This is a genomic window from Methylobacterium sp. UNC300MFChir4.1 (assembly GCF_900110155.1).
GTDB lineage: Bacteria > Pseudomonadota > Alphaproteobacteria > Rhizobiales > Beijerinckiaceae > Methylobacterium.
The window spans coordinates 1-22,567 of the sequence record NZ_FOCS01000007.1 but is presented as its reverse complement, the minus strand read 5'-3'; the positions used below and the strand labels follow the sequence as shown (position 1 = coordinate 22,567).

The following is a 22,567-nucleotide window of genomic DNA, read 5'->3' as shown; positions in this document are numbered from 1 at the left end:
CAATCCGGCCGCCACCGGGGCGCCGACCGCCCTATTCGGAAGAAATCGCCGGAAGCGCAAGGCCTTCCCGGTCAGGCGTCGTCTCCGGCGGGCTCCTTGCCCGAGCGTTCCGCGAGCCGCGCGAGCGTCGTCAGCTCGCGGAACCAAGCCCGCACCGGCTTGGCGGGCGTCCCGCCCCAGCGGCTGCCCGGCGGCACGTCGCGGTTGACGTTGGACGAGCCGGCGATCTGCGCGCCGCGACCGATGCGCAGGTGGCCGACGACGCCGACCTGCCCGCCGAGGACGACGTAATCCTCCAGCGTGGTCGAGCCCGAGATGCCGACCCCCGACACGATGACGCAGTGGCGCCCGATCACGACGTTGTGGGCGATCTGCACGAGGTTGTCGATCTTGGTGCCCTCCCCGATCACCGTGTCGCGCGAGGCGCCCCGGTCGACCGTGGTGTTGGCACCGATCTCGACGTCGTCCTGCACGATGACCCGCCCGACTTGCGGCACCTTGAGGTGGGTGGCGCCCATGGCGAAGCCGAACCCGTCCTGTCCGAGCCGGGTCCCCGGATGCAGGATCACCCGGTTGCCGAGGAGGGCGTGGCTGAGGGTCGTGCCCGCGCCGATCGCGCAGTCGCGCCCGATCCGGACGCCCGGCCCGATGACGGCGTTCGGCCCGATCACCGTGCCGGCGCCGATCTCGGCTCCCGGCCCGATCACCGCGCCGGGATCGACCGTGACCCCGTCCTCGAGCCGGGCCTCGGGATGGACGTGGGCGCCGGAGGCGACGCCGCGGACCGCGAACTGGGAACCGGGACGCAGCGCGTCCGGGTGCAGGCGGCCGAGCAGGGCCGCGTAGGCGCGGTAGGGATCGCGGCTGACGAGGGCGACGGTTCCGGCGGGGCAGCGCGCCGCGAAGCGGGGCGAGATGAGGCACACGCCCGCACGCGTCGCCGCGAGGGCGTCGCCGTAGCGGGCATTGTCCATGTAGGCGAGGTGGTCCGGACCGGCACTCTCCAGGGAGGCCGCGCCGCTGAACCGGCGATCCGGATCCGCTCCCTCGGGGAGGCCGAGGCCGGCGGCGGCCGCGATCTCGGCCAGGGTGAGGCCGGTGGCGGCGGTGAAGAAGACGGGATCTGTCATGTCCGACAACGCGCCGGCCGGGAGAATCCGGCCGGCGCGCGTGTTTTTTATCAGAAGCGCGAGCCGCCGGAGAAGCGGAAGGCCTGGACCTGATCCGCGCCGATATGGCCGAACTTGCCGAGGATCGGGACGAACACCTTCTGACCCTCGTCCTTGGACAGAGCGTAGGCGTAGTCGAACCGGATCGGGCCGAGCGGCGAGTTCCACAGGATGGACGCGCCGATCGAGGAGCGGATCGCCGCCGTGTCGCGGACGTTCACGCATTCCGGCTCCACGCCGATCGTGAAGGCGTTGAAGTTGCACTTCCCGGTCGTCGGCGAGATGCCGTTGATGAAGGCGTCGCCGTTCACGTTGAAGTTCCGCTGGCCGTGATAGCCGAACAGCGTGCCGGCATCGGCGAAGAGCGCGCCCTTCAGGCCCAGATCCCGCGGAACGAGGGGCAGCGGGAACTGCACTTCGAGGGTGCCGCCGACGTAGGTCGAGCCGCCGATGGCGTTCGAGCGGGCGTCGGCGATGCCGACGTCGCGCGGACCGATGCCGTTCGGCGCGAAGCCGCGGACCAGCGACGGGCCGAGGAAGAACTGGTCGGTCACCCGCAGCGGGTCGTTGTTGAGCGACGAGATGTGGCCGCCCTGGAAGCGGATGAAGCCGACCACGTCCTCGAAGATCTCCTTGTAGTACCGCGCGTCGGCGGTCACGCGGAAGAACTTGGAGTCGCCGCCCAGGCCCGCGACGTCGGGCTTCAGCTCGGCGTAGAGACCGTTGCGGGGCGCGCCGATCACGTCGAGGGTCGAGTAGGCGAGCGTCAGGCCGGCCAGCGAGGTCAGCGTGTTGCCTTGCGAGCCCTTGATGGCGATCGAGGCCTCGCCGTCATACGCGCAGTTCGGGTAGATCGACTGGCCGCCGATGTTGCGGCCGGTGTTCGGGTCGATCGTGCCCGCCGCGTAGGTGGCGGTGTAGCCGGGGATCGGGATCGAGCAGTCGTTGTACGGCCGCTTGAGGGTGTTCGGCACCTTCAGCTCGGTGTTGTACAGCGAGTAGCGCAGCGTGATGCCGAACTCCTCGGTGATCGGCAGGCCGAGGCGCAGCTGACCGCCGTACACCGTGGTCTCGTAGCGCGAGTACCGGGTCAGGTCGGAGTACTTGTAGAAGGCATCGAAGCCCGCCGCGAGGCGGTAGCCGAGGAAGTACGGCTCGGTGAACGAGAAGTCGACGCCGCGCGAGTACTGGCCGCCCGTACCGGCGAGGCGGACGTACTGGCCGCGACCGAGGAAGTTCGACTCGGAGACCGAGACCTCGCCGATGATGCCGTCCTGGGTGGAGTAGCCGCCCGCCACCGAGAACGAACCCGTGGGCTGATCCTCGACGTCGATGTTGATGACCACGCGGTCCGGGGCCGAGCCCGGCTCGTTCGAGAAGCGGACCTTCTTGAAGAAGCCCAGGCCGTTCAGGCGCCGCTCGGCGCGGTCGGTCAGCACGCGGTTGTAGGCATCGCCCTCCGCGATATCGAGCTCGCGGCGGATGACGTAGTCGCGGGTGCGGGTGTTGCCGCGGATGTTGATGCGCTCGACGTAGACGTGCGGGCCATCCTCGACCACGAAGCCGAGGGAGACCTGGTGGCTCGCCGGGTCGCGCTGGCCGGTCGGGCGGACCTGCGCGAACGGGTAGCCGGCGCGGTTGACCTGGCGGGTGACGTTGTTGAGCGTCTTCTCGACGTCGTCGGCGTTGTAGACGTCGCCCACGGAGGTGGCGATGTCGCTGTCGAGCTTCGCGGTGTCGAGGCCCGGCAGGCGCGAATCCACCTGGACGGCGCCGACCCGGTACTGCTCGCCCTCGCTCACCGTGATGGTGATGACGTAGCCGGACTTGTCGCCCTCGACGTAGCGCGCGTCGGCGCTGACCACCTGGAAGTCGGCGTAGCCGTTCTTCAGGTAGTAGCGGCGGACCTGGTCGAGGTCGTTGGTGATGCGGTCGGGATCGTAGACGTCGGAGGTCTTGATGAACGACAGGAAGTTCATCTCCGAGGAGCTCATCAGCCCCTTCAGCGTCCGCTCCGAGTAGGCGTTGTTGCCGACGAAGTTGATCGAGAGGATGCCGGTCTTGTCGCCCTCGTCGATCTGGTAGATCACGTCGACGCGGCCGTTGGGCAGGTCGACGGTCCGGTAGGTCACCTTGGCGGTGCCGCGGCCGAAGCGCTTGTAGACGTCGCGGATGCGCGCGAGGTCGGCGTTGATGATCGCCTCGCTGTAGGGCCCGCGGGACTTGGCCCCGACCACCCCTTCCAGGGTGGCCTTCTCGATCTTCTTGTTGCCCTCGAAGACCACGCGGTTGATCAGGTTGTTCTCGCGGACGGTCACCACCGTGCGGCCACCCGACTGGGCGACCTTCACGTCGGAGAACATCCCGCTAGCGAGCAGGTTGCGGCGGGCCTCCTCGGCGGAGCCGGACGCCGTCCCGGTCACGTAGGACCGGATCGTGTCGGCATCGACGCGCTGGTTGCCCTGGACGACGATCTGCTGCGCTTGGGCAGCCCCGCTCAGGACGACACCCAGACCGGCAGTGACTAGGACGATGGTTTTCCGCACCGACTTACGTCGGGGCTTCCCCGTCAACGACATCATGCAATCGCCCGTTTCTGTTCTGGTCGCGGGGGTTAGCCCGTCACGGGCGACCGTTGATCGGCCGTCCCGTCACCTGGTCCAAGCGTGGCTTCGGTCCAAGCGTAGCTCTTAGCGGGATTCCCCTGCCAAGCAAACGCGCGGGAGGCCATCGTCAGGGGATTTTGGGGGGTCGTGGCCTTCGCGCCACTTAACGGTGCGGTCAGCTTACGGGCAAACCGCGGATCATGGTGAACGCGCCGTAAACGCCTGAGCGACCGCCCCTTTTCCGCGAAGCTCACGGTCCCGTGAAGGCTCCGTTAACCCCGTTTCGACGCGCCGGCGGGGCGCCATCCGGGCGGTGTCCGGGCGAGATCGCGGCGGGATTGGGGCAGCGTTTCCGGTGGAGATCCGGCGGCGATCCGGCGGCGATCCGGCGGGGATCCAGGGATCCCCGCCGGCCCCGGATCAGGTGTTCCGCCAGGAGGCGCCGAGGTTGAGGATGTCGTTCCAGGCGGCGAACAGCATCAGCATCAGCACGAGGGCGAGGCCGATGCGGAAGCCGATCTCCTGGGCCCGCTCGCTCAGCGGGCGGCCGCGCACCACCTCGAAGGCGTAGAACAGCAGGTGGCCGCCATCGAGCAGCGGCACCGGGAACAGGTTGAGCAGGCCGATCGAGACGGAGAGCAGGGCGATCAGCCCGACCAGGCCGCCGACGCCGCCGGTCTTGGCGACCTCGCCGGAGACGCGGGCGATGCCGATCGGACCCGAGAGCTGGTCGGCGGATTCCCGCCCGGTCACGAGCTTGCCGAGATACGAGAAGGTGCGCTCGACGACGAAGTAGGTCTCCTTCACGCCGAGATTGAGCGAGTCGAGCGCCCCGTACTGCACGAGCCGCGCCTCCGAGCCCGCGGGCGAGCGGATGCCGAGCCGGCCGATCCGGTGGCGGCCGAACGGCGTCTTCTCCTCGAAGGTGGCCGGCGTCGCCTGGATGGTGATGGGCTGGTCGTTGCGCTCGACCGTGAAGGTCAGCGGCGTCCCGGCGCTGCCGGTCACCGTGCGGTACATGGCGTTGAAGTCGCCGATCTTCTCGCCGTCGATCGCGGTGATCACGTCGCCGGGTTGGAAACCGGCCTGGGCGGCGACGCTGTTCGGCTCCACCGACGAGACCCGAGCGGGCAGCTCGTAGCGGCCGCCGAGCCAGATGGCGCCCGCGAAGAGCAAGATCGCCAGGATGAAGTTGGCCACCGGGCCCGCGGCGACGATCGCGGCGCGCTTGGACACGGGCTGGGTCGGGAAGCTGATCGCCCGCTCGTGCGGGCTCATCCGGGCGACCGCCTCGGGATCGGGCATGCTGGCGCCGTTCACGTCGCCGTGGAACTTCACGTAGCCGCCGAGCGGGATCGCGCAGACCTTCCAGCGGGTGCCGCGCCGGTCGTTGAACCCGAACAGCTCTGGACCGAAGCCGAGCGAGAAGGCGTGCACGCCGACCCCGCACCAGCGCCCGACCAGGAAGTGGCCCATCTCGTGCACGAACACCACGACCGTGAGCACGAACAGGAACGGGATCACGGCGCCGAAGAAACCGCCGGCGGTTCCGCCCATCGCGTTGAGGAAGTCCATAAGCCGTATCCTGGCCGTCTCGGCGCCGGCTTCTCGGGCCGGCCATCCGCCCTGTCTAGCAGATCGGCGGTGCCGACCGCCAACGCAATCCTGCGGCCCGGCCGCGGAAGGTCGCACGCGCCGTCCGATTCCGCACCGGCCGATCGCGCGGGGGCGGTCCCGCCCGTCGGGGACCGCCCGTCAGTGGCCGCCGCCCCCGCCCGCGCCGGCCTTCGGCCGCCGGATCATGGGGACCGCGCAGGCCATCGCGAGGAACAGGACGGTGAGGGACAGGAACACGTCCTCGAAGGCCATGACGAGGCCCTGGATCCGCACCGTGTTGGTCATCGCCTTCAGCGCCATGTCGGAGGCGGCGCTGCCGTAGGCGTCGAAGCCGCGCTGCATCGCGTCGAGCCGCTCCAGCGCGGCCGTGTTCGCCCAGGTGAAGCGCTCGTGGAGCCGGGCGAGGTGCAGGTCCCAGCGGTCGTTGAGGATCGTGTTGATCAGCGCGAGCCCGACCGCGCCGCCGAGGTTGCGGGTCAGGTTGAACAGCCCTGAGGCGTTCTTCATCCGCGCCGGCGGCAGCGTGCCCAGCGCGATGTTGTTGATCGGGATCATGCACAGCATCAGCGAGCAGCCGCGCAGGATCTGCGGCACGAGCAGCTCGTAGAAGTCCCAGTCCTTGGTGAGGCCCGTGACGATCCACGTGCCGCATGCGAAGCCGACGAAGCCGATCCCCATCATGATCCGGGGATCGACCTTGCCCGAGAGCCGGCCGGCGATCGGCGCGGTGGCGAACATGCACAGGCCGGAGACGAACATCGTCTCGCCGATCATCAGCGCCGAGTAGCCGCGCACCCGGGCGAGGTAGACCGGATAGATGTAGGTCAGCCCGTAGAGGCCGATGCCCAGCACGAAGCTCGCCACGCAGCCGCTGGCGAAGTTCCGGTCCGAGAAGGCCCTGAGATCGACGATCGGCTGCTTCGCCGTGAAGACCCGCCAGAAGAACAGCAGCGCCGACGTCCCGCAGACGACCGCGCAGGCGAAGACCGCCTCGTCCTGCAGCCAGTCGTGGTTGGGCCCCTCCTCCAGCACGTATTCGAGGCAGCCGAGGAAGCCGGCCATGAAGGCGAGGCCGGCCCAGTCGAACGACCGGATCAGGCCGTAATTGGGCTCGTCGAAATCGACCAGGATCCAGGTCGAGACCGTCACGAAGATGCCCGGCACGACGTTGATCAGGAACAGCCAGTGCCAGGACATCAGGTCGGTCAGGTAGCCGCCCACCGTCGGCCCGATCGTCGGCGCCAGCGTCGCCACGAGGCCGATCATCGGCGAGACGATGGTCCGCTTCGAGGGCGGGAAGATCGTGAAGGCCGCGGCGAAGACGGTCGGGATCATGCCGCCGCCGATGAAGCCCTGGAGCGCCCGCCAGACGATCATCTCGCCGATCGACGAGGAGGTGGCGCACATCAGGCTCATCAGGGTGAAGCCGCCCGCCGAGATGGCGAACATCCAGCGCGTCGAGAGCACCCGCGACAGGGTGCCGGAGAGCGGGATCGAGATGACCTCGGCGATCAGGTAGCTGGTCTGGACCCAGGGGATCTCGTCGCCGGAGGCCGAGAGGCCGGCCTGGATCTCGTTCAGGGAGGCCGAGACGATCTGGATGTCCAGGATCGCCATGAACATGCCGAAGACCATGCAGACGAACGCCACCATGCGGCGGCGGTCGAGGGGCGGCTCGGCGGCGCGGATCGGCGCGCCGGGCGCGAGGGCGGCACTGGCGGCCATCGCCGGTCTCAGCGGCTGGCGGTGCTGACCGGCCGCGGCGCGGAGGCGCGGTCGAGGACGGAGCGGTCCGCGCCGGTGCGGGTATCGACCCGGACCACCGCCGACAGGCCCGGCCGCAGCAGGCCCTCGCGGGCGACCTCCTCGGGCACGCGCACCCGCACGGGCAGGCGCTGGACGATCTTGGTGAAGTTGCCGGTGGCGTTGTCGGGCGGCAGCAGGCTGAACACCGAGCCGGAGGCCGGCGAGAACGATTCCACCACGGCGTGGATCTCGCGGTCCGGATAGGCGTCGACCGTCACGGTCACCGGCTGGCCGGGACGCATGCGCTCGACCTGGGTCTCCTTGAAGTTCGCGTCGATCCGGACGCTCTGGAGCGGGACCAGCGCGGCGATCCGCGTGCCGGGCCCGACATAGGCGCCGGCCTCGACGGCCTTATTGCCGACCACCCCGTCGAAGGGCGCGCGGATCGCCGTGAAGTCGAGGTCGCGCCGGGCCCGGTCGACGGCGGTGCGGAGCTCCGCCGCGAGGCTCTCCGCCTCGCGCTTCTGCGCCTGGAGCACGTCCACGTTGGCGCGGGCCGCGAGGAGGCCGGCCTCCATGGCCTTCACGGAGGCCTCGGTGCGGTCGCGGTCGGCGCGGGTCTGGTCGATGCGCGACTTGGCGACGTAATCCGCCTGCATCTGCGTCGACCGGGCGAAGTCGGCCTGGGCGCGGACGGCGTCGGCGCGGGTCGCGTCGAGCTGCGCGGCGGCCTGGGCGACCTGGGCTTGCGCCGCCTCGGCCTGCCGGCCGATCCGCGCGATCGTGCTCTCCTGGGTGGCGAGCTTGTCCTGCGCCGCCTGCAGCGCGAGGCGGTAGTCGCCGTCGTCGAGCTTGGCGATGACGTCGCCCTTCTTCACCGCGAGGCCGTTCACGACCGGGACCGACTGGAGATAGCCCGGGATCTTGGCCGCCAGGACCGAGATGTCGGCCTGGACGTAGGCGTCGTCGGTCGAGACGAAGAACCGCCCGACGGTCCACCACTGCCATCCCTGATACGCGCCGCCGCCCAGGGCGGCCGCCAGCAGTCCGAGCAGGACGAGCCGCTTCACGGAGCGCTTGCGGGCGGGCGGCGCCTCGACCGGCACGGGCGTCGGCAGGGACGCCGCGGCGGGGGCCGGCGCGGCCGGCGCCGTGCGCTCGGCGCGCGCCTCGTCCCCGGCCTCGATTCGGGACTCAATAGCGGCATCGAGACCGGAATTAGGCCGATCGGCGTCCTCGCGAAGGGACATATCAGCGCCTCGACATCAATGACCGAACCGTTCGGTCAATAACGAGGGACGGCTTGACGCGCCCCCGACGAAGCCGCAGGTTATTTTGACCGAACGGTTCGGTCAAGCGTGACGGTGTCACGGTGCGGAGCGGGATCATGGCTCAGGGTGCGGCGTTGGAGCGGGGTCAGGCCCAGCACGAGGGCGACAAGCGGCAGCAGATCCTCGAGGGCGCGCGGACGGTGTTCCTGGCGGCGGGGTTCGACGGCGCCAGCATGGGCGAGATCGCGCGGGCGGCCGGGGTCTCGAAGGGCACGCTCTACGTCTACTTCGAGAACAAGGAGGACCTGTTCGAGGCGCTGACCATTCAGGAGAAGGCCAGCCTCGCCGAGGCACTGTTCACCCTGGACGCGGACGATCCCGACGTGCCGGGCGTCCTGACCCGGCTCGGAAGCAGCTTCCTGACCGAGATGTGCCGGCCGGCGCACGTCTCGCTGGTCCGCATGGTCATCGGCGCGAGCGAGAAGTTTCCGCGCTTCGGGCAGGTCTACTACCAGGCCGGTCCGGCCTGCGGCGTCGAGCGCCTCTCGCGCTACCTCGACGCGCAGGTCCAGGCGGGACGCCTGACGATCGCCGACACCGAGCTCGCGGCCCGGCACTTCCTGCATCTCTGCCAGGCGGGTCTGCTGACCCGCCTGCTGTTCGCGGCGGGCGGCATCGCCGGCGAGGCCGAGATGCGCCATCAGGTCGACGAGGCGGTGCGGGTGTTCCTGGCCGGGTACGGCCCCGCGCGCTGAGGCGCGGCTCAGGCGGGAAACGTCTCTGCGAGCGCAGCGAAGCAGTCCAGCGACGCCACGCTCGCAGAATGTTGCGCCGCCCTGGGTTGCTTCGCTGCGCTCGCAATGACGGCTCAGCCGGCGGCGCGCAGCTCCGGCAGGGCCTCGGCGCTCCAGATCCGCACGTGGGCGTCGATGGCGAGCGCCTCGTCGACGTCGGCGGGCGCGGCCCGGTACTGGCCGGCGAAGTGGGTGCAGGCGCGCTCGACCAGATCGCTGATCCCGTAGAAGCCGATCCGGCCGGCGATGAACGCCGCCACCGCGATCTCGTTGGCGGCGTTCATCACGGTGGGCGCCGCGCCGCCGGCGGCCAGGGCCGCGCGGGCGATCCGCAGGCACGGGAAACGCGCCTCGTCCGCGGCCTCGAAGGTCAGCGAGCCGAGCTTCACGAGGTCGAGGGGCCGGCCCCGCTCGATCGTCAGCCGGTCGCCGAGGCCGAGGCAGTGCGAGATCGGCACGCGCATGTCGGGCAGCGCCAGCTCGGCGGTCACCGCCCCGTCGAGCCAGTAGACCAGGCCGTGGATCACCGATTGCGGGTGCACGACCACGTCGAGGCGCTCGGGCTCGATGCCGAACAGGTGGTGCGCCTCGATCAGCTCGAGCCCCTTGTTCATCAGGCTCGCCGAATCGATGTTGATCTTCATGCCCATCGACCAGGTCGGATGGGCGGCGGCCTCGGCCGCGGAGGCGGCGGCGATCCGCTCGCGGGTCCAGGTCCGGAACGGGCCGCCCGAGGCCGTGATCATCATGGTGCGGACGTCGGCGAGCGGCCGGCCGGCCAGCGCCTGGCTCAGCGCGTCGTGCTCGGAATCCATCGGCAGGATCGTGGCGCCGTAGCGGGCGGCGTCGTGCATGAAGGCGTCGCCGGCGCAGACCAGGCTCTCCTTGTTGGCGAGCGCGACCTTGCGGCCGAGCCGGAGGGCGGCGTGGGTCGATTTCAGCCCGGCCGCCCCGCTCACGGCGGCGACGACGATGTCGGCGTCGCGGGCGGCGGCCTCCATGACGGCCGCCTCCCCCGCCCCGCTCGGGATGCCGGAGCCCGACAGGGCCTCGGCCAGCGCCGGGCCGGCGGCCTCGTCGGCGAGCGCCGCGAAGGAGGCGTTGAGCTCGCGGGCGACCTTGGCCAGGGCGACGGGATCCTTGCCGCCGACCAGGGCGCCGACGCGGAACCGGTCGGCGTGCTGCGCCAGGAGGTCGGCGGTGGAGCGGCCGATCGAGCCGGTGGCGCCGAAGACGGTGACGACCTGGGTCACGGGTTCAACTCCCTCATCGTCACGTGATCAGACCGCCGCCGCGCAGGGCGAGATAGACGGCCGCCAGCACGGCGACCGCGAAGAATCCGTCGAGCCGGTCCATGACGCCGCCATGGCCGGGGATGATCTTGCCCGAATCCTTGACGCCGTAATGGCGCTTCAGGCCGGATTCGATCAGGTCGCCGGCCTGACTCAGCACCGAGGCGAGCGCGCTCACGCCCGCCACGACCGGGAGAGAGGCGGCGCTGGGCAGGGTCATCCCGGCGAGGTCGGCGACCACCGGGACCAGCGTCCCGGCGGCGACCGCGCCGACGAGGCCGCCGAGGGCGCCCGACCACGTCTTGTTGGGCGAGACCCGGGGCATCAACTTGGGGCCGCCGATCTTCCGGCCGGCGAAGTAGGCCGCGATGTCGGTGGACCAGACCACCGCGAACATCCAGGCCGGCCCGACGAGGCCGATGGCGGGGTCGTCGCGCAGGGCCACCGGCACCGCCGCGATCGCCGCCGCGCCGAGCACGCCGAGGAAGGCGCGGAGCCGGCCCCGTCCGGTCCGCGCCACCGTGGCGCAGGCCGCGGCGCCGAGCAGCAGGACCGCGAGGCAGGCCGGCGTCGGGGCGCCGCCGCGCTGGCAGAGCAGCAGGGCGCCGAGCGTCGCCGCGCCCAGCGCGATCAGCACCTCGCGGGGCTCGGTGCGGCTCATCACCATCCACTCGGCGAAGCCGACGATGCCGGCGGCGAGCCAGATCCCCGCGAAGGGCCAGCCGCCATAGACCAGAGCGGCCAGCACGCCGGCGCCGAGCACGAGGCCCGAGGCAACGCGCAGCCACAGCTCGCGCCGTCCCGAGGGACGCGCGGCCGGTGCGGCGGCGGAAGTCACGCGCGTCCTGCCCTTCGCCTCAGACCTGCATGATCTCCTTCTCCTTGGACGCCAGCACGCCGTCGATCTCGGCGATGTACTGGTCGGTCGCCTTCTGCACGTCGGTGGCCTGACGCTTCTCGTCATCCTCCGAGATGGCGCTGTCCTTCAGGAGCTTCTTGAGATGGTCGAGGCCGTCCCGGCGCACGTGGCGCACGGCGACGCGGGCCTCCTCGGTGTACTTGTGGGCGACCTTGACCATCTCCTTGCGGCGCTGCTCGTTCATCTCGGGGATACGGAGCCGGATGGTCTGCCCCTCGGTCTGCGGGTTGAGGCCGAGGTCGGATTCGCGGATCGCCTTCTCGACGGCCGTGACCATGCTGCGGTCCCAGACCGAGATCGACAGGAGCCGCGGCTCCGGCACGCTGACGGTGGCGACCTGGGCCATCGGCATCATCGAGCCGTAGGCGTCGACCTGGATCGGGTCGAGGAGCGACGGCGTGGCGCGCCCGGTGCGCAGCGAGCCGAGATCCTTCGAGAGCGAGGACACAGCGCCCTGCATGCGGCGCTTGATGTCGTTGAGATCGAATTCCGGTGTGGCCATGAGGGTCGTCCCGAGACGTCTGACGTGGTCTTGAGCCCGGCGCGGGCAGTCGCGGCCTCAATGGACGAATTTTTTCAGGGCCGCAAACGGTCGCGGCCCGGTCGTGCCGCGCGTCAGGGCGCCACGAGGGTCGAGGGCGCGTCGCCCGACAGGATCGCGGCGATCGAGCTCGGCGGGTGGAGCGAGCCGACCACGATCGACAGGCGGCTCTCCCGGGCCAGCGCGAAGGCGGCGGTGTCCATCACCTTCAGGTCGCGGGCGATCGCCTCGTCGTGGGTGATGCGGTCGTAGCGCGTGGCGCTCGGATCCTTCTTCGGATCCGCCGAGTAGACGCCGTCCACCTGCGTCGCCTTGAGGACCGCGTCGCAGCGCAGCTCGGCGGCCCGCAGCACCGCGGCGGTGTCGGTGGTGAAGAACGGGTTGCCGGTGCCGCCGGCGAGGACGACGACCTGGCCCTTGTCCAGGTGGTGCAGGGCCGGCTGGCGGGCATAGGTCTCGCAGATGGTCGGCATCGACACCGCCGACATGGTCCGCGCCTGGACGCCCGCGGCGTTGAGCGCCGTCTCGATGGCCAGCGAGTTCATCACCGTGGCCATCATGCCGAGCGAATCCCCGGTCGCCCGGTCGATCCAGCCGGCCGCGGAGATCCGCGCCCCGCGGATCATGTTGCCGCCGCCCACCACGATGGCGATCTCCGCGCCCGACTCGATCGTGCGGGCGATGTCCTCGGCGAGCGCCGCCAGCGTCGGCGGATGCAACCAGTAGCCGTCGGGAGCGGCGAGCGCCTCCCCCGACAGCTTCACGAGGATACGGCGAAACGGCGTCGTCTCCGGCATCTGGGCCCCCGGCTCCATCCCGCATCGCGTGAGCGGGGAGGCTTCTACGTCAACCGCCCGAGCGCCGTCGAGGGGCCCGGCCCGGATCCGGCGGGGATCGTGGGCCGAAATGCTACCGGCGCGCGAGCGACGTGCGAGAGACGTGCGCCCGGGGAGGACGTCCGCGCCGCCGCCGCGGTCCGGGTCCGGAGCGCCGGCGCCCGTTCTCAGCTGCCGGCGAGGACGCCGACGGCGCCGAAGACGGTCATGGCGAGGCCGGAGGCGAACACGCCGATCATGAGGTAGGAGAAGGGCTTCAGAGGCATGACCGGACCCTAGCGCGGCGCCGCACGGCGGGGTGTGCGGCGCAACACGACCCGGCGCGGGTCGATCGGGCGGCTCCGGAAACGCGAAGCCCCGCCCGGCGCGTGCCGGACGGGGCTGATCTCACGATGGAGGCCCGGCAAACCGGGCGCTCGCGGTCTGTCTCAGGCGCGGCCGGCCTGCTGGGCGACCTCGGTGGCGAAGTCCGGACCCTCTTCCTTCTCGATGCCGTCGCCCAGCGCGTAGCGGACGAAGCCCGTCAGGGTCACGGGGCCGCCGACCTTGGAGCCGGCCTCCTTGAGGACCTGGCTCACGGTCTTGGAACCGTCGTGCACGAAGGGCTGCTCCAAGAGGGTGACCTCCTTGTAGTAGCTCTTCAGGCCGCTCTCGACGATCTTGGCCATCACGTGGTCCGGCTTGCCGGCGTTCTTCTCGCGCAGGATGTTCGACTCGCGCTCCACCGTGGCGGCGTCGACGCCCGAGGCGTCCAGCGCCACCGGGTTGGTCGCCGCGATGTGCATGGCGATCTGGCGACCCAGTGCCGAGAGCGCGTCGACGTCGCCCTCGGACTCGAGCGCCACGAGCACGCCGATCTTGCCGAGGCCCTCGGAGATCTGGTTGTGCACGTAGGAGGCGATGACGCCCTTCTTGACCTCGAGCTTGGTGACCCGGCGCAGGTTCATGTTCTCGCCGATGGTGGCGATCAGGGCCTGCAGCTTCTCCGAGACGGTCTCGGTGGCGCCCGGGAAATGGGCGGCCTGGAGGCCCTCGAGCGTGCCGTCGGTGTTGAGCGCGATCTTGGCGGCCTCGCGGGCGAAGGCCTGGAAGGCGTCGTTGCGGGCGACGAAGTCGGTCTCGGAGTTCACCTCGACCACGGCGGCGTGGCGGCCGGCGGACTCGACGGCGACGAGGCCCTCGGCGGCGACGCGGCCGGCCTTCTTGGCGGCCTTGGCGAGACCCTTCTTGCGCAGCCAGTCGACGGCGGCCTCGATGTCGCCCTGCGTCTCGTTGAGCGCGCCCTTGCAGTCCATCATGCCGGCGCCGGTCTTCTCCCGGAGCTCCTTCACCATCGCGGCGGTGATGTTGGCCATGGCGGTCCCTTTCGTGTGGTCTGGATGCGAGAGGCCCGGCGCGCGGGTGAGCGGCCGGGCCCGGTATGCCTGGATCCGCGACGGCCCGATGACGGTGCCGCCGCGAAGCCCCGATGGATCAGGCCGCGGCGGCGGCCTCGACGAAGCCGCGGGCCTGCGAGACCCACGAGTCGCGGTCGATGCGGCCGTTGAGCTTCAGGTCGGCATCGACCTTGGCGACGTCCTCGGGGGTCATCGCGGCGAGCTGCCAGTAGTGGTAGATGCCGGCGTCGTTGAGCTTCTGCACGATCTGCGGGCCGGCGCCGTTGAGCTTGGTCAGGTCGTCCGGCGCGCCGCGCGGGGCGGCGAGCAGCTCGAAGTGCTCGGTCGACTCGGCGAGCATCGCCACGTCGGCCGGGTCGAGGGCGTCGGACTCGACCGTGACGGCCGCGTCGTCGTTCGCCGGCAGCTCCTCGGCCATCGGCTCCTCGGAGGCGCCGATATCCATGCCCGACGAGCCCTGGGCCCGCGAGATGCCGTCGATGGCGGCCTTGGCGATCAGGTCACAGTACAGCGCGATCGCGCGGCCGGCGTCGTCGTTGGCCGGGACGATGTAGCTGATGCCGTCCGGGTTGCAGTTGGTGTCGACGATGGCGGCCACCGGGATGCCGAGGCGGTTCGCCTCCTTGATCGCCAGCTGCTCCTTGTTGGTGTCGATCACGAACAGCAGGTCCGGCACGCCGCCCATGTCCTTGATGCCGCCGAGCGCCTTCTCGAGCTTCTCCTTCTCACGGGAGAGCATCAGGCGCTCCTTCTTGGTCAGGCCCGGGCCGCCGGTCTCCAGCGTCTCGGTGACCTTGCGCAGGCGCGAGATCGAGCCCGAGATGGTCTTCCAGTTGGTGAGCATGCCGCCCAGCCAGCGGGAGTTGACGTAGTACTGGGCCGAGCGCTTGGCCGCCTCGGCGATCGTGTCGGCCGCCTGGCGCTTGGTGCCGACGAACAGCACGCGGCCGCCCTTGGCGACGGTGTCGCTCACCGCCTGCAGCGCCTGGTGCAGCGCCGGCACGGTCTGGGCGAGGTCGATGATGTGGATGTTGTTGCGGGTGCCGAAGATGTACGGCTGCATCTTCGGGTTCCAGCGGTGGGACTGGTGACCGAAATGGGCGCCCGCCTCGAGGAGCTGACGCATAGAGAAATCGACGGCCATGGCTCTTGTGCTCTCCGGTTATATCCGCCGCGGAGGGATGCGGTCGGCCGAGAGTTCGGACGACCACCGGAAACGCCTCATTCAGGCATGAGGCCGGCTCCGCGTGTGGGATGGGCGGGCGCTTAGCAGAGGGCGGGTCCGAAGGCAAGAAGCGGCGGGGCGGCGCGGGCCAGCCCTCAATCACAGCCTTTGTTCAGACCGCTTGCAACACGCGGGCTCGCCTCGCGAGAGTTCGAACCATGGCGGCGGTCGCCTTCGACACCCTGAAATTCGCCCGGACCCTCCGGGAGAAGGCCAAGCTCTCCCCGGAACAGGCGGAGGGCTTGGCCGATGCCATGGCGGAAGCGTTGCAGGGCGATCTCGTCACGAAGGCGGATCTGCGCGCCGAGCTGGCGGATACGCGGTCCGAAATCGTGCGCTGGGTGGCGGGCCTGATCGGCTTCCAGACACTCGCTGTGATCGGCGCGGTCGTCGCCCTCGCCCGGGCGCCGCACTGACAGGCGCGCAGCCCGGATCACCCGGCCGCGAACACCGCCGCCACGTCGTCGGCCGTCATCACCCGGTACGCCCCCGCCGGCAGGTCCGCCGGCAGAGCGAGACCGCCGACCCGGTCCCGGTGCAGCGCCGCGACGTGGTTGCCGACGGCGGCGAACATCCGGCGGACCTGGTGGTAGCGGCCCTCCGTCAGCGTCACCGCGCAGCGCGTGGCATCCTCGACGTCGAGCCGCACCGGCAGGAGCGGGCGCTCCTCGCCCTCCAGCACGAGCGTCCCCGCGGCGAACACCTCCGCCTCGCGGCCGGTCAGCGGCCGGTCGAGGGTCACGCGGTAGCGCTTCGCCACCTGAGCCTTCGGGCTGATGATCCGGTGCAGGAGCGCCCCGTCGTCGGTCAGCAGCAGCAGGCCCGAGGTCTCCTTGTCGAGGCGCCCGACCGTGGAGAGCGGCGGGTCGCGGCGGCGCCAGCGCTCGGGGAGTAGCCCGTAGACCAGCGGGCCCGCCTCCTTGTGCGAGCAGGTGACGCCCAGCGGCTTGTGCAGCATCAGGCACAGGCCGGGGAGCGGGTCCAGGGCCTCGCCGTCGATCGTGAGGCGCTCCGGCAGGTCCGGCGCGAGGGCGATCCGGTCGCCGGCCTCCGCGAGCTCCGCGCCGTCGAGGCGGATCGCGCCGGCGCGGGCGAGCGCCTGGATCTCGCGGCGCGAGCCGTAGCCGAGATTGGCGAGGAGCTTGTCCAGGCGGACGGATCTCGCCGCGCTCATGGAAGCGGCGCGCTCACCGGCGGGCCTCGTAGACCCGGTAGCCGTTCGCCTGGACGGCCACCGCGACGTGCCGGAACGCCTCGAGCAGGCTCGCCTCGTAGGGCAGGTGCGCGTTGGCCACGAGCCACAGCGCCCCCCCGGGGCGCAGGGCCTCGGCGGCCCGCGCGATGAACGCCCGGCCGAGCGCCTGATCCTCGCTCCCGCCCTCGTGGAACGGCGGGTTCGTGACGACGAAATCGAGGTGATCCGGCACGGCGCCGGACGCCCGAATATCCGCCCAGAGAATCGTCGCCCGCGGGTCGGCGACGTTGCGGCGGGCCATCTCGACGGCGCGCCGGTCGATCTCCAGCAGGGTCAGGGCGGTCACGGCCTCGGAGCCCAGGACGGCCCGCGAGAGGACCCCGAGCCCGCAGCCGAAATCGGCGCCGCGGCCCTTGAGGGGCGGAAGGTTCGCGAGCAGCAGCGCCGTGCCCGGATCGAGCCGGTCCCACGAGAAGATGCCGGGCTGCGTGCACAGGGCGAGGTTGTCGACGTGGCGCGGGCCGCCCTCGTCGATCGCCTCGGCGAGGCCGGCCGGCGCCGTCGGCCGCTCCGCCGTGCAGATCCGATGGTGCCGGCGCGGCTGGTCCGCGGCCGCGCAGCCGAAGGTCGTCAGCTCCTTGGCGAGGCGTGTGCCGCCGCGATCCTTGGGCGCCAGGGCGACCATGCGGCCGCCCGGCCCGAGGGCGCGCAGCACCTGGGCCAGCACGTAGCGCCGCTCGACCGTTCCGGGCGGCGCCAGCACGGTGGCCGAGTCGAGGCTGTTCTCGGACAGATCCTCGAGCCGCGCGGCGCCGGGGATCAACGGGGAGAGCTGGACGGCGTCGCCCGGGACCTCGGCGAGGTCCACCGGCGGCAGGCCGTAGACGGCGTGGCGCATAGACGATTCGGGATTTGGAGTGCCGAAACCGGAACGCGAATCCGCGGCGGAGCGGGGTAAACCCGCGCCCGACTCGATTCATCCGGGGGAACACCGCGTTTATACCGGAACCGGCCGCGAAGCCCAGCCTCCCGCGCGGCCCGGCGCGTCAGCCCCGCGGAAATTCCAGGCCCATCTCGCGGTAGCGGGCCGGGTCGTCGGCCCAGTTCTCCCGCACCTTCACGTGCAGGAACAGGTGGACCTTGGCGTCGGCCGCCTCGGCGATCTCGACGCGGGCCGCCTGCCCGATCGACCGGATGGTCTGGCCGCCCTTGCCGAGCACGATCGAGCGCTGGCTCTCCCGCTCGACGAAGATCGTCTGCTCGATCCGCACCGAGCCGTCGGGCCGGATCTGCCACTGGTCGGTCTCCACCGTGGAGCGGTAGGGCAGCTCCTCGTGCAGCCGGTCGTAGATCTTCTCCCGGGTGATCTCGGCGGCGAGCATGCGCAGGGGCGCGTCCGAGACCTGATCCTCCGGATACAGCCACGGGCCCGCCGGCATGCGGGCGGCCAGTGCCCGGCGCAGGTCGGCGACGCCGTCGCCGTTGAGCGCCGAGATCATGAAGGTCTCGGCGAAGGGCGCGGCGGCGTTGAGCTTGGCGGCGAGATCGAGCAGCCGCTCGCGCGGGATCAGGTCGATCTTGTTGAGGATCAGCAGCTTCTCGCGCCTCACCTCGCCGAGCCGGCCGAGCACCGCCTCGACTTCCGCGTCGACACCCTTGCGCGCGTCGACCAGCAGGCAGACGGCGTCGGCGTCGGCCGCGCCGCTCCAGGCCGAGTGGACCATCGCGCGGTCGAGGCGGCGCTTGGGCGCGAAGATGCCGGGGGTGTCGACCAGCACGACCTGGGCCGAGCCCTCGATGAGGATGCCCCGCACCAGGGCCCGGGTCGTCTGCACCTTGCGGGAGACGATCGAGACCTTGGTGCCGACGAGGTTGTTGAGCAGGGTCGACTTGCCGGCATTCGGCACGCCGATCAGCGCGACGAAGCCGGCCCGGGCGTCGGCGGGCGTGCCGGGAAGGGTGGACGGGTCGCGCGCGGGGTCCCGGGCCGGCGCGATGCCGGGCCCGTCCTGCGCGTCGTGATCGTCCTGCTCGTGCGCGCTCATGCTGTCTCCGTCGGTTCCGCGTCCGCGGAGGCCCCGATTCCCTCCCGCTCCATCAGCGCCCGCGCGGCGGCCTGCTCGGCGATCCGCTTCGACGTGCCGTCGCCGAGACCGGGCTCCAGGCCCTCGACCTGCACGGCGATGCGGAACCGGGGCGCGTGGTCGGGACCGGTGCGCTCCACCACCTCATAGGTGGGGATCGGCAGGCTGCGGCCCATGGCCCATTCCTGCAGGGCGGATTTGGCGTCGCGGCCCCGCGCCGCCGCGGTCGGCTCGCCGGGATGGAAATGCGCCTCGACCACCGCCCGGGCGGCGTCGAACCCGGCATCGAGGTAGATCGCACCCAGGATCGCCTCGCAGACGTCGGCCAGGATCGTCTGGTTGCGCCGGCCGCCGCCCATGACCTCGCCCTGGCCGAGGATCAGGTGCGGGCCGACCTCCCACGAGGCGGCCACGGCCGCGCAGGTCTCGCGCCGGACCAGGGCGGCCAGGCGCCGGGAGAGGTCGCCCTCGTCGGCCTCCGGGAAGGCGCCGTAGAGACGGTCGGCGACCGCGAGCCCGAGCACGCGGTCGCCGAGGAATTCCAGGCGCTGGTAGCTGCCGCCCCGGCCGCTCGCCTTGCTGGTGTGGGTCAGCGCGCGGGTGAGCAGGTCCTGATCGCCGAAGCTGTGCCCGATCCGCTCCTCGAGCGCGGTCAGGGGCGGGCGCGGCTTGTGGGCCCGCCGGGATCGGGCGTTGGCCCGGGGCTGCGCGGCGTCGTCCAAGTCCGGGCCGGTCAATGGATCGTCGTGAACAGGCGCGACCAGCGCACGTGGGCCGGCCAGTTCCAGACCTGCCAGGCCGGCGTACCCTCGTCGATCGAGAAGAAGATCATCTCGGCGCGCCCGACCAGGTTGGCGAACGGCACGTAGCCGACATTGGCGAGATCGCGCGAATCGGTGGAGTTGTCGCGGTTGTCGCCCATCATGAAAAAGTGACCGGGCGGGACCGTGTACAGCTCGGTCTTGTCCCAGAAGCCGTTGTCGCCGTCGCGCTCGATCACCCGGTGGACCACGCCGTTGGGCAGGGTCTCCAGGTACTGGGGCACCTTGGTCGGCTGGCCGTAGGGATCGGTGGTCTCGTAGTCGGCGATCCGCTCGCGCTTGACCGCCTTGCCGTTGATGTTGAGCACGCCGTCGATCATCTGGATCTTGTCGCCCGGCAGGCCGATCACGCGCTTGATGTAGTCGGTCGAATTGTCCTTGGGCAGCTTGAACACCGCGATATCGCCGCGCTTCGGGTCCGCGCCCCAGATCCGGCCGTCGGCCTGGATCGGGATGTACTCCGAAAGCGGCAGCGAGTACTTGGAATAGCCGTAAGAATATTTTGACACGAACAGGTAGTCGCCGATCAGCAGGGTCGGCACCAGCGAGCCGGACGGGATGTTGAACGGCTGGAACAGCAGGGTCCGCACCACGAGGGCGATCAGCAGCGCCTGGATGCCGACCTTCAGCGTCTCGCGGATGCTGGCCCAGGTGCCGGTGTCGGCAGGTTTCCTGAGCGGCTTGCCGTCGTAATCCACGCGCGCGTTCCGTCTTCGATTGAGGTGCGACGCCCGCGATCCGCGGGGCGCGGCCCCGCCGCGCGCGGCCTGATGTGCGGTTGTCCCGAGGAATGCGCCGCAATCGTGTCCGCCGTGTCCGGCGGTCTAGACCATGCGCGAGCCCCCCGCAACGCGCGACCGCCGCAGGCTAATCCGCGACGGCGGCCTCAACCGGCGACAGGGACCGGCAAGGCCTCGATGATCACGAAGGCTTGCGCCATCGGCGGATCGTCCGTGAGGCTCACGTGGAGCCGCGCCGCGTGCCCCGCCGGCAGGAGTTCCGCGAGCCGCTCGGCCGCGCCGCCCGCGAGCCGCAGGGTCGGCTGCCCGGAGGGCAGGTTCACCACCTCCATGTCGCGCCAGAACACGCCGGCGCTGAGGCCGGTGCCGAGCGCCTTGGCGCAGGCCTCCTTGGCGGCGAAGCGGCGCGCGTAGCCCTCGGCGCGGGCGGCCCGCCGGTCGCAGCGGGCCCGCTCCCCGTCGGTGAAGACGCGGTGGGTGAAGCGCTCGCCGTGCCGCTCCAGCGTCCGGGCGATCCGGCGGATGTCGCAGAGATCCGAGCCGATCCCGACGATCATGGGCGCCGCGCCCGGTCCATGGCGGCCCGCATGTCGCGGACCGCCCGGTCGAGCCCCACGAAGATCGCGTCGGCGATCAGGGAATGGCCGATATTCAGCTCCCGGATCTGCGGCAGGGCCGCCACCGGGCCGACGCTGCCGAGGGTCAGCCCGTGGCCGGCGTGGATCTCGAGGCCGAGGCCGGCCCCGTGCTCCGCCGCGCGCCGGATGCGGGCGAGCTCGCGCGCGGTCCGGGCGTCGTCGTCCTCCAGCGCCGCCTCGCAGTAGCTGCCGGTGTGCAGCTCGACGACGGGCGCCCCGAGGGCGCGGGCGGCGTCCATGACGGCGGGCTCGGGCTCGACGAACAGCGAGACGCGGATGCCGGCCTCCGCGAGGGCGCGGATGCGCGGCGCGAGGTTCGCGCGGCCGCCGACGATGTCGAGGCCGCCCTCGGTGGTGCGCTCCTCGCGCTTCTCCGGGACGAGGCAGGCGGCGTGCGGGCGGGTGTCGAGCGCGATCGCCACCATCTCGTCGGTGGCGGCCATCTCGAAGTTGAGCGGCACGGACAGGCCGCGCTTGAGCGCCGCGATGTCGGTGTCGCGGATGTGGCGCCGGTCCTCGCGGAGATGCGCGGTGATGCCGTCGGCGCCCGCCTCGACGGCGAGCAGGGCCGCCCGCACCGGGTCCGGATAGTCGCCGCCGCGGGCGTTGCGGACGGTCGCGACGTGATCGATGTTGACGCCCAGGCGCAGTTTCTCGGAGGTCATCCGCTCGTTCGTCCCCGTGTCGGCGCGGTGCGACAGGCTCACCGGGGGGTCGGAAGGCGCCGCGCGCCCTCACCCCGTGCCGGCGATATGCGGAGGATCGCGCGCGCCGGCAAGACGGTCGGGGTTCGGGGGCGGGCTCCGGCGGCCCGCCCGCCCGGTCAGGCGAGCCGCAGGCGCGACCGGCTGTCCTTCCGCTCGGGCAGTGTGTCGAGGGCGGTCTTGACGATGGTCGTGGCGTCCAGGCCCGCCTCGGCGTACATCTTCTCCGGGCTGTCGTGGTCCTGGTAGGCGTCCGGCAGCGTCATCGTCCGCACCCGCACCCCGCCCGCGTCCAGCGCGCCCCGCTCCGCCAGAAGGTGCAGCACCATCGCGCCGAACCCGCCCCGCGAGCCCTCCTCGATCGTGATCAGCACCTCGTGGTCGCGCGCCAGATCCAGGATCAGCGCCTCGTCCAGCGGCTTGGCGAACCGCGCGTCCGCCACCGTCACCGCCACGCCCTGCTCGGCCAGCGTGTCGGCCGCCTTCAGCGCCTCCGACAGGCGCGTGCCGAGCGACAGCAGCGCCACACGCGCCTCCGCGTCGCGCCGCACCACCCGGCCCTTGCCGATCGCCAGCGCCTCGCCCCGCTCCGGAAGCTCGACGCCCACACCCTCGCCGCGCGGGTAGCGCAGCGCGATCGGGCCCGTGTCGTGCGCGTGGGCGGTCGCCACCATGTGCACCAGCTCGGCCTCGTCGGCGGCCGCCATCACGGTCATGTTCGGCAGGCAGCACAGGTAGGCGAGGTCGAACGCGCCCGCGTGCGTCGCCCCGTCGGCGCCGACCAGCCCCGCCCGGTCCAGGCAGAACCGCACGGGCAGGTTCTGCAGCGCCACGTCGTGCACCACCTGGTCGTAGGCCCGCTGCAGGAACGTCGAGTAGATCGCCACGAACGGCCGGTAGCCCTCGGTCGCCAGACCGCCCGCGAACGTCACCGCGTGCTGCTCGGCGATGCCGACGTCGAAGGTCTTGTCC

21 protein-coding genes are annotated in these 22,567 nt (G+C 71.3%); 2 read left to right on the top strand and 19 right to left on the bottom strand.

All coding sequences use genetic code 11. The features are described 5' to 3' along the window. Positions 1-71: 71 nt before the first annotated feature. The 5 genes from lpxD to BMY19_RS11780 all read right to left on the bottom strand — a co-directional run bounded on the left by lpxD (position 72) and on the right by BMY19_RS11780 (position 8,388). Positions 72-1,130, bottom strand: coding sequence for a UDP-3-O-(3-hydroxymyristoyl)glucosamine N-acyltransferase (gene lpxD, locus BMY19_RS11800; protein WP_100251825.1), 1,059 nt, complete (start codon positions 1,128-1,130; stop codon positions 72-74). Between the two features lie 50 nt (positions 1,131-1,180). Beyond that, entirely contained in the window at positions 1,181-3,751 is a 2,571-nt protein-coding gene (bamA, locus tag BMY19_RS11795) for an outer membrane protein assembly factor BamA (RefSeq protein WP_100251824.1), read from the bottom strand. Positions 3,752-4,195: 444 nt separating this feature from the next. Then, on the bottom strand, positions 4,196-5,350 hold the full coding sequence (locus BMY19_RS11790; RefSeq protein WP_020092984.1) for a M50 family metallopeptidase: 1,155 nt from the start codon (positions 5,348-5,350) through the stop codon (positions 4,196-4,198). A 180-nt stretch (positions 5,351-5,530) separates the two neighbouring features. Continuing rightward, a complete protein-coding gene (locus BMY19_RS11785; protein ID WP_100251823.1) occupies positions 5,531-7,117 on the bottom strand; it encodes a DHA2 family efflux MFS transporter permease subunit in 1,587 nt (528 codons plus the stop codon). Positions 7,118-7,125: 8 nt separating this feature from the next. Continuing rightward, positions 7,126-8,388, bottom strand: a complete 1,263-nt coding sequence (locus BMY19_RS11780) for an HlyD family secretion protein (protein ID WP_091927207.1) — start codon at positions 8,386-8,388, stop codon at positions 7,126-7,128. A 137-nt stretch (positions 8,389-8,525) separates the two neighbouring features. Between BMY19_RS11780 and BMY19_RS11775 the strand changes: the two genes are divergently transcribed. Next, a complete protein-coding gene (locus tag BMY19_RS11775; RefSeq protein WP_026604898.1) occupies positions 8,526-9,164 on the top strand; it encodes a TetR/AcrR family transcriptional regulator in 639 nt (212 codons plus the stop codon). 113 nt (positions 9,165-9,277) lie between these two features. On the opposite strand, the gene dxr is transcribed toward BMY19_RS11775, so the two are convergent. From dxr to BMY19_RS11745, 6 genes are all read right to left on the bottom strand, one after another. Next, the gene (gene dxr / locus BMY19_RS11770) at positions 9,278-10,456 is read right to left on the bottom strand and encodes a 1-deoxy-D-xylulose-5-phosphate reductoisomerase (protein ID WP_100251822.1); all 1,179 of its coding nucleotides are present in this window, start codon (positions 10,454-10,456) and stop codon (positions 9,278-9,280) included. Between the two features lie 19 nt (positions 10,457-10,475). Next, positions 10,476-11,333, bottom strand: a complete 858-nt coding sequence (locus tag BMY19_RS11765; protein ID WP_020092979.1) for a phosphatidate cytidylyltransferase — start codon at positions 11,331-11,333, stop codon at positions 10,476-10,478. 19 nt (positions 11,334-11,352) lie between these two features. Continuing rightward, entirely contained in the window at positions 11,353-11,916 is a 564-nt protein-coding gene (gene frr / locus BMY19_RS11760; RefSeq protein ID WP_020092978.1) for a ribosome recycling factor, read from the bottom strand. Positions 11,917-12,029: 113 nt separating this feature from the next. Continuing rightward, positions 12,030-12,752, bottom strand: coding sequence for a UMP kinase (pyrH, locus tag BMY19_RS11755; protein WP_026604897.1), 723 nt, complete (start codon positions 12,750-12,752; stop codon positions 12,030-12,032). A gap of 467 nt (positions 12,753-13,219) precedes the next feature. Beyond that, on the bottom strand, positions 13,220-14,146 hold the full coding sequence (gene tsf / locus BMY19_RS11750; protein WP_042676079.1) for a translation elongation factor Ts: 927 nt from the start codon (positions 14,144-14,146) through the stop codon (positions 13,220-13,222). 118 nt (positions 14,147-14,264) lie between these two features. Next, complete coding sequence (locus tag BMY19_RS11745) at positions 14,265-15,332, bottom strand: 30S ribosomal protein S2 (protein ID WP_020092974.1); 1,068 nt, start codon at positions 15,330-15,332, stop codon at positions 14,265-14,267. A gap of 239 nt (positions 15,333-15,571) precedes the next feature. On the opposite strand from BMY19_RS11745, the gene BMY19_RS11740 reads away from it, so the two are divergent. Continuing rightward, positions 15,572-15,829, top strand: a complete 258-nt coding sequence (locus BMY19_RS11740) for a hypothetical protein (protein WP_056533031.1) — start codon at positions 15,572-15,574, stop codon at positions 15,827-15,829. A 17-nt stretch (positions 15,830-15,846) separates the two neighbouring features. Here BMY19_RS11740 and BMY19_RS11735 read toward each other — a convergent pair whose 3' ends face one another. The 8 genes from BMY19_RS11735 to BMY19_RS11700 all read right to left on the bottom strand — a co-directional run. Further along, positions 15,847-16,587: a pseudouridine synthase gene (locus BMY19_RS11735; protein ID WP_100251821.1), complete on the bottom strand. Its 741-nt coding sequence runs from the start codon at positions 16,585-16,587 to the stop codon at positions 15,847-15,849. A gap of 13 nt (positions 16,588-16,600) precedes the next feature. After that, positions 16,601-17,506: a class I SAM-dependent methyltransferase gene (locus tag BMY19_RS11730; protein WP_100251820.1), complete on the bottom strand. Its 906-nt coding sequence runs from the start codon at positions 17,504-17,506 to the stop codon at positions 16,601-16,603. Positions 17,507-17,654: 148 nt separating this feature from the next. Then, on the bottom strand, positions 17,655-18,653 hold the full coding sequence (era, locus tag BMY19_RS11725; RefSeq protein WP_100251819.1) for a GTPase Era: 999 nt from the start codon (positions 18,651-18,653) through the stop codon (positions 17,655-17,657). Then, complete coding sequence (rnc, locus tag BMY19_RS11720) at positions 18,650-19,414, bottom strand: ribonuclease III (protein ID WP_020092969.1); 765 nt, start codon at positions 19,412-19,414, stop codon at positions 18,650-18,652. The genes era and rnc overlap by 4 nt, the downstream gene beginning before the upstream one ends. 11 nt (positions 19,415-19,425) lie before the next feature. Beyond that, on the bottom strand, positions 19,426-20,211 hold the full coding sequence (gene lepB, locus BMY19_RS11715) for a signal peptidase I (RefSeq protein WP_020092968.1): 786 nt from the start codon (positions 20,209-20,211) through the stop codon (positions 19,426-19,428). Positions 20,212-20,399: 188 nt separating this feature from the next. Then, positions 20,400-20,810 (bottom strand): holo-ACP synthase, encoded by a 411-nt coding sequence (gene acpS / locus BMY19_RS11710; RefSeq protein ID WP_020092967.1) that lies wholly within the window; start codon positions 20,808-20,810, stop codon positions 20,400-20,402. Further along, complete coding sequence (locus BMY19_RS11705) at positions 20,807-21,556, bottom strand: pyridoxine 5'-phosphate synthase (protein ID WP_100251936.1); 750 nt, start codon at positions 21,554-21,556, stop codon at positions 20,807-20,809. The genes acpS and BMY19_RS11705 overlap by 4 nt, the downstream gene beginning before the upstream one ends. 158 nt (positions 21,557-21,714) lie before the next feature. Beyond that, the coding region (locus BMY19_RS11700) for a transketolase C-terminal domain-containing protein (protein WP_280141622.1) at positions 21,715-22,567 on the bottom strand (853 nt) is incomplete at its 5' end.

What these genes read in the sequence shown, in the direction of transcription:
- lpxD (WP_100251825.1), bottom strand. Translation starts at nt 1,130, where the DNA reads ATGACAGATCCCGTCTTCTTCACCGCCGCCACCGGCCTCACCCTGGCC.
- bamA (WP_100251824.1), bottom strand. Translation starts at nt 3,751, where the DNA reads ATGATGTCGTTGACGGGGAAGCCCCGACGTAAGTCGGTGCGGAAAACC.
- BMY19_RS11790 (WP_020092984.1), bottom strand. Translation starts at nt 5,350, where the DNA reads ATGGACTTCCTCAACGCGATGGGCGGAACCGCCGGCGGTTTCTTCGGC.
- BMY19_RS11785 (WP_100251823.1), bottom strand. Translation starts at nt 7,117, where the DNA reads ATGGCCGCCAGTGCCGCCCTCGCGCCCGGCGCGCCGATCCGCGCCGCC.
- BMY19_RS11780 (WP_091927207.1), bottom strand. Translation starts at nt 8,388, where the DNA reads ATGTCCCTTCGCGAGGACGCCGATCGGCCTAATTCCGGTCTCGATGCC.
- BMY19_RS11775 (WP_026604898.1), top strand. Translation starts at nt 8,526, where the DNA reads ATGGCTCAGGGTGCGGCGTTGGAGCGGGGTCAGGCCCAGCACGAGGGC.
- frr (WP_020092978.1), bottom strand. Translation starts at nt 11,916, where the DNA reads ATGGCCACACCGGAATTCGATCTCAACGACATCAAGCGCCGCATGCAG.
- pyrH (WP_026604897.1), bottom strand. Translation starts at nt 12,752, where the DNA reads ATGCCGGAGACGACGCCGTTTCGCCGTATCCTCGTGAAGCTGTCGGGG.
- tsf (WP_042676079.1), bottom strand. Translation starts at nt 14,146, where the DNA reads ATGGCCAACATCACCGCCGCGATGGTGAAGGAGCTCCGGGAGAAGACC.
- BMY19_RS11745 (WP_020092974.1), bottom strand. Translation starts at nt 15,332, where the DNA reads ATGGCCGTCGATTTCTCTATGCGTCAGCTCCTCGAGGCGGGCGCCCAT.
- BMY19_RS11740 (WP_056533031.1), top strand. Translation starts at nt 15,572, where the DNA reads ATGGCGGCGGTCGCCTTCGACACCCTGAAATTCGCCCGGACCCTCCGG.
- BMY19_RS11735 (WP_100251821.1), bottom strand. Translation starts at nt 16,587, where the DNA reads ATGAGCGCGGCGAGATCCGTCCGCCTGGACAAGCTCCTCGCCAATCTC.
- BMY19_RS11730 (WP_100251820.1), bottom strand. Translation starts at nt 17,506, where the DNA reads ATGCGCCACGCCGTCTACGGCCTGCCGCCGGTGGACCTCGCCGAGGTC.
- era (WP_100251819.1), bottom strand. Translation starts at nt 18,653, where the DNA reads ATGAGCGCGCACGAGCAGGACGATCACGACGCGCAGGACGGGCCCGGC.
- acpS (WP_020092967.1), bottom strand. Translation starts at nt 20,810, where the DNA reads ATGATCGTCGGGATCGGCTCGGATCTCTGCGACATCCGCCGGATCGCC.
- BMY19_RS11705 (WP_100251936.1), bottom strand. Translation starts at nt 21,556, where the DNA reads ATGACCTCCGAGAAACTGCGCCTGGGCGTCAACATCGATCACGTCGCG.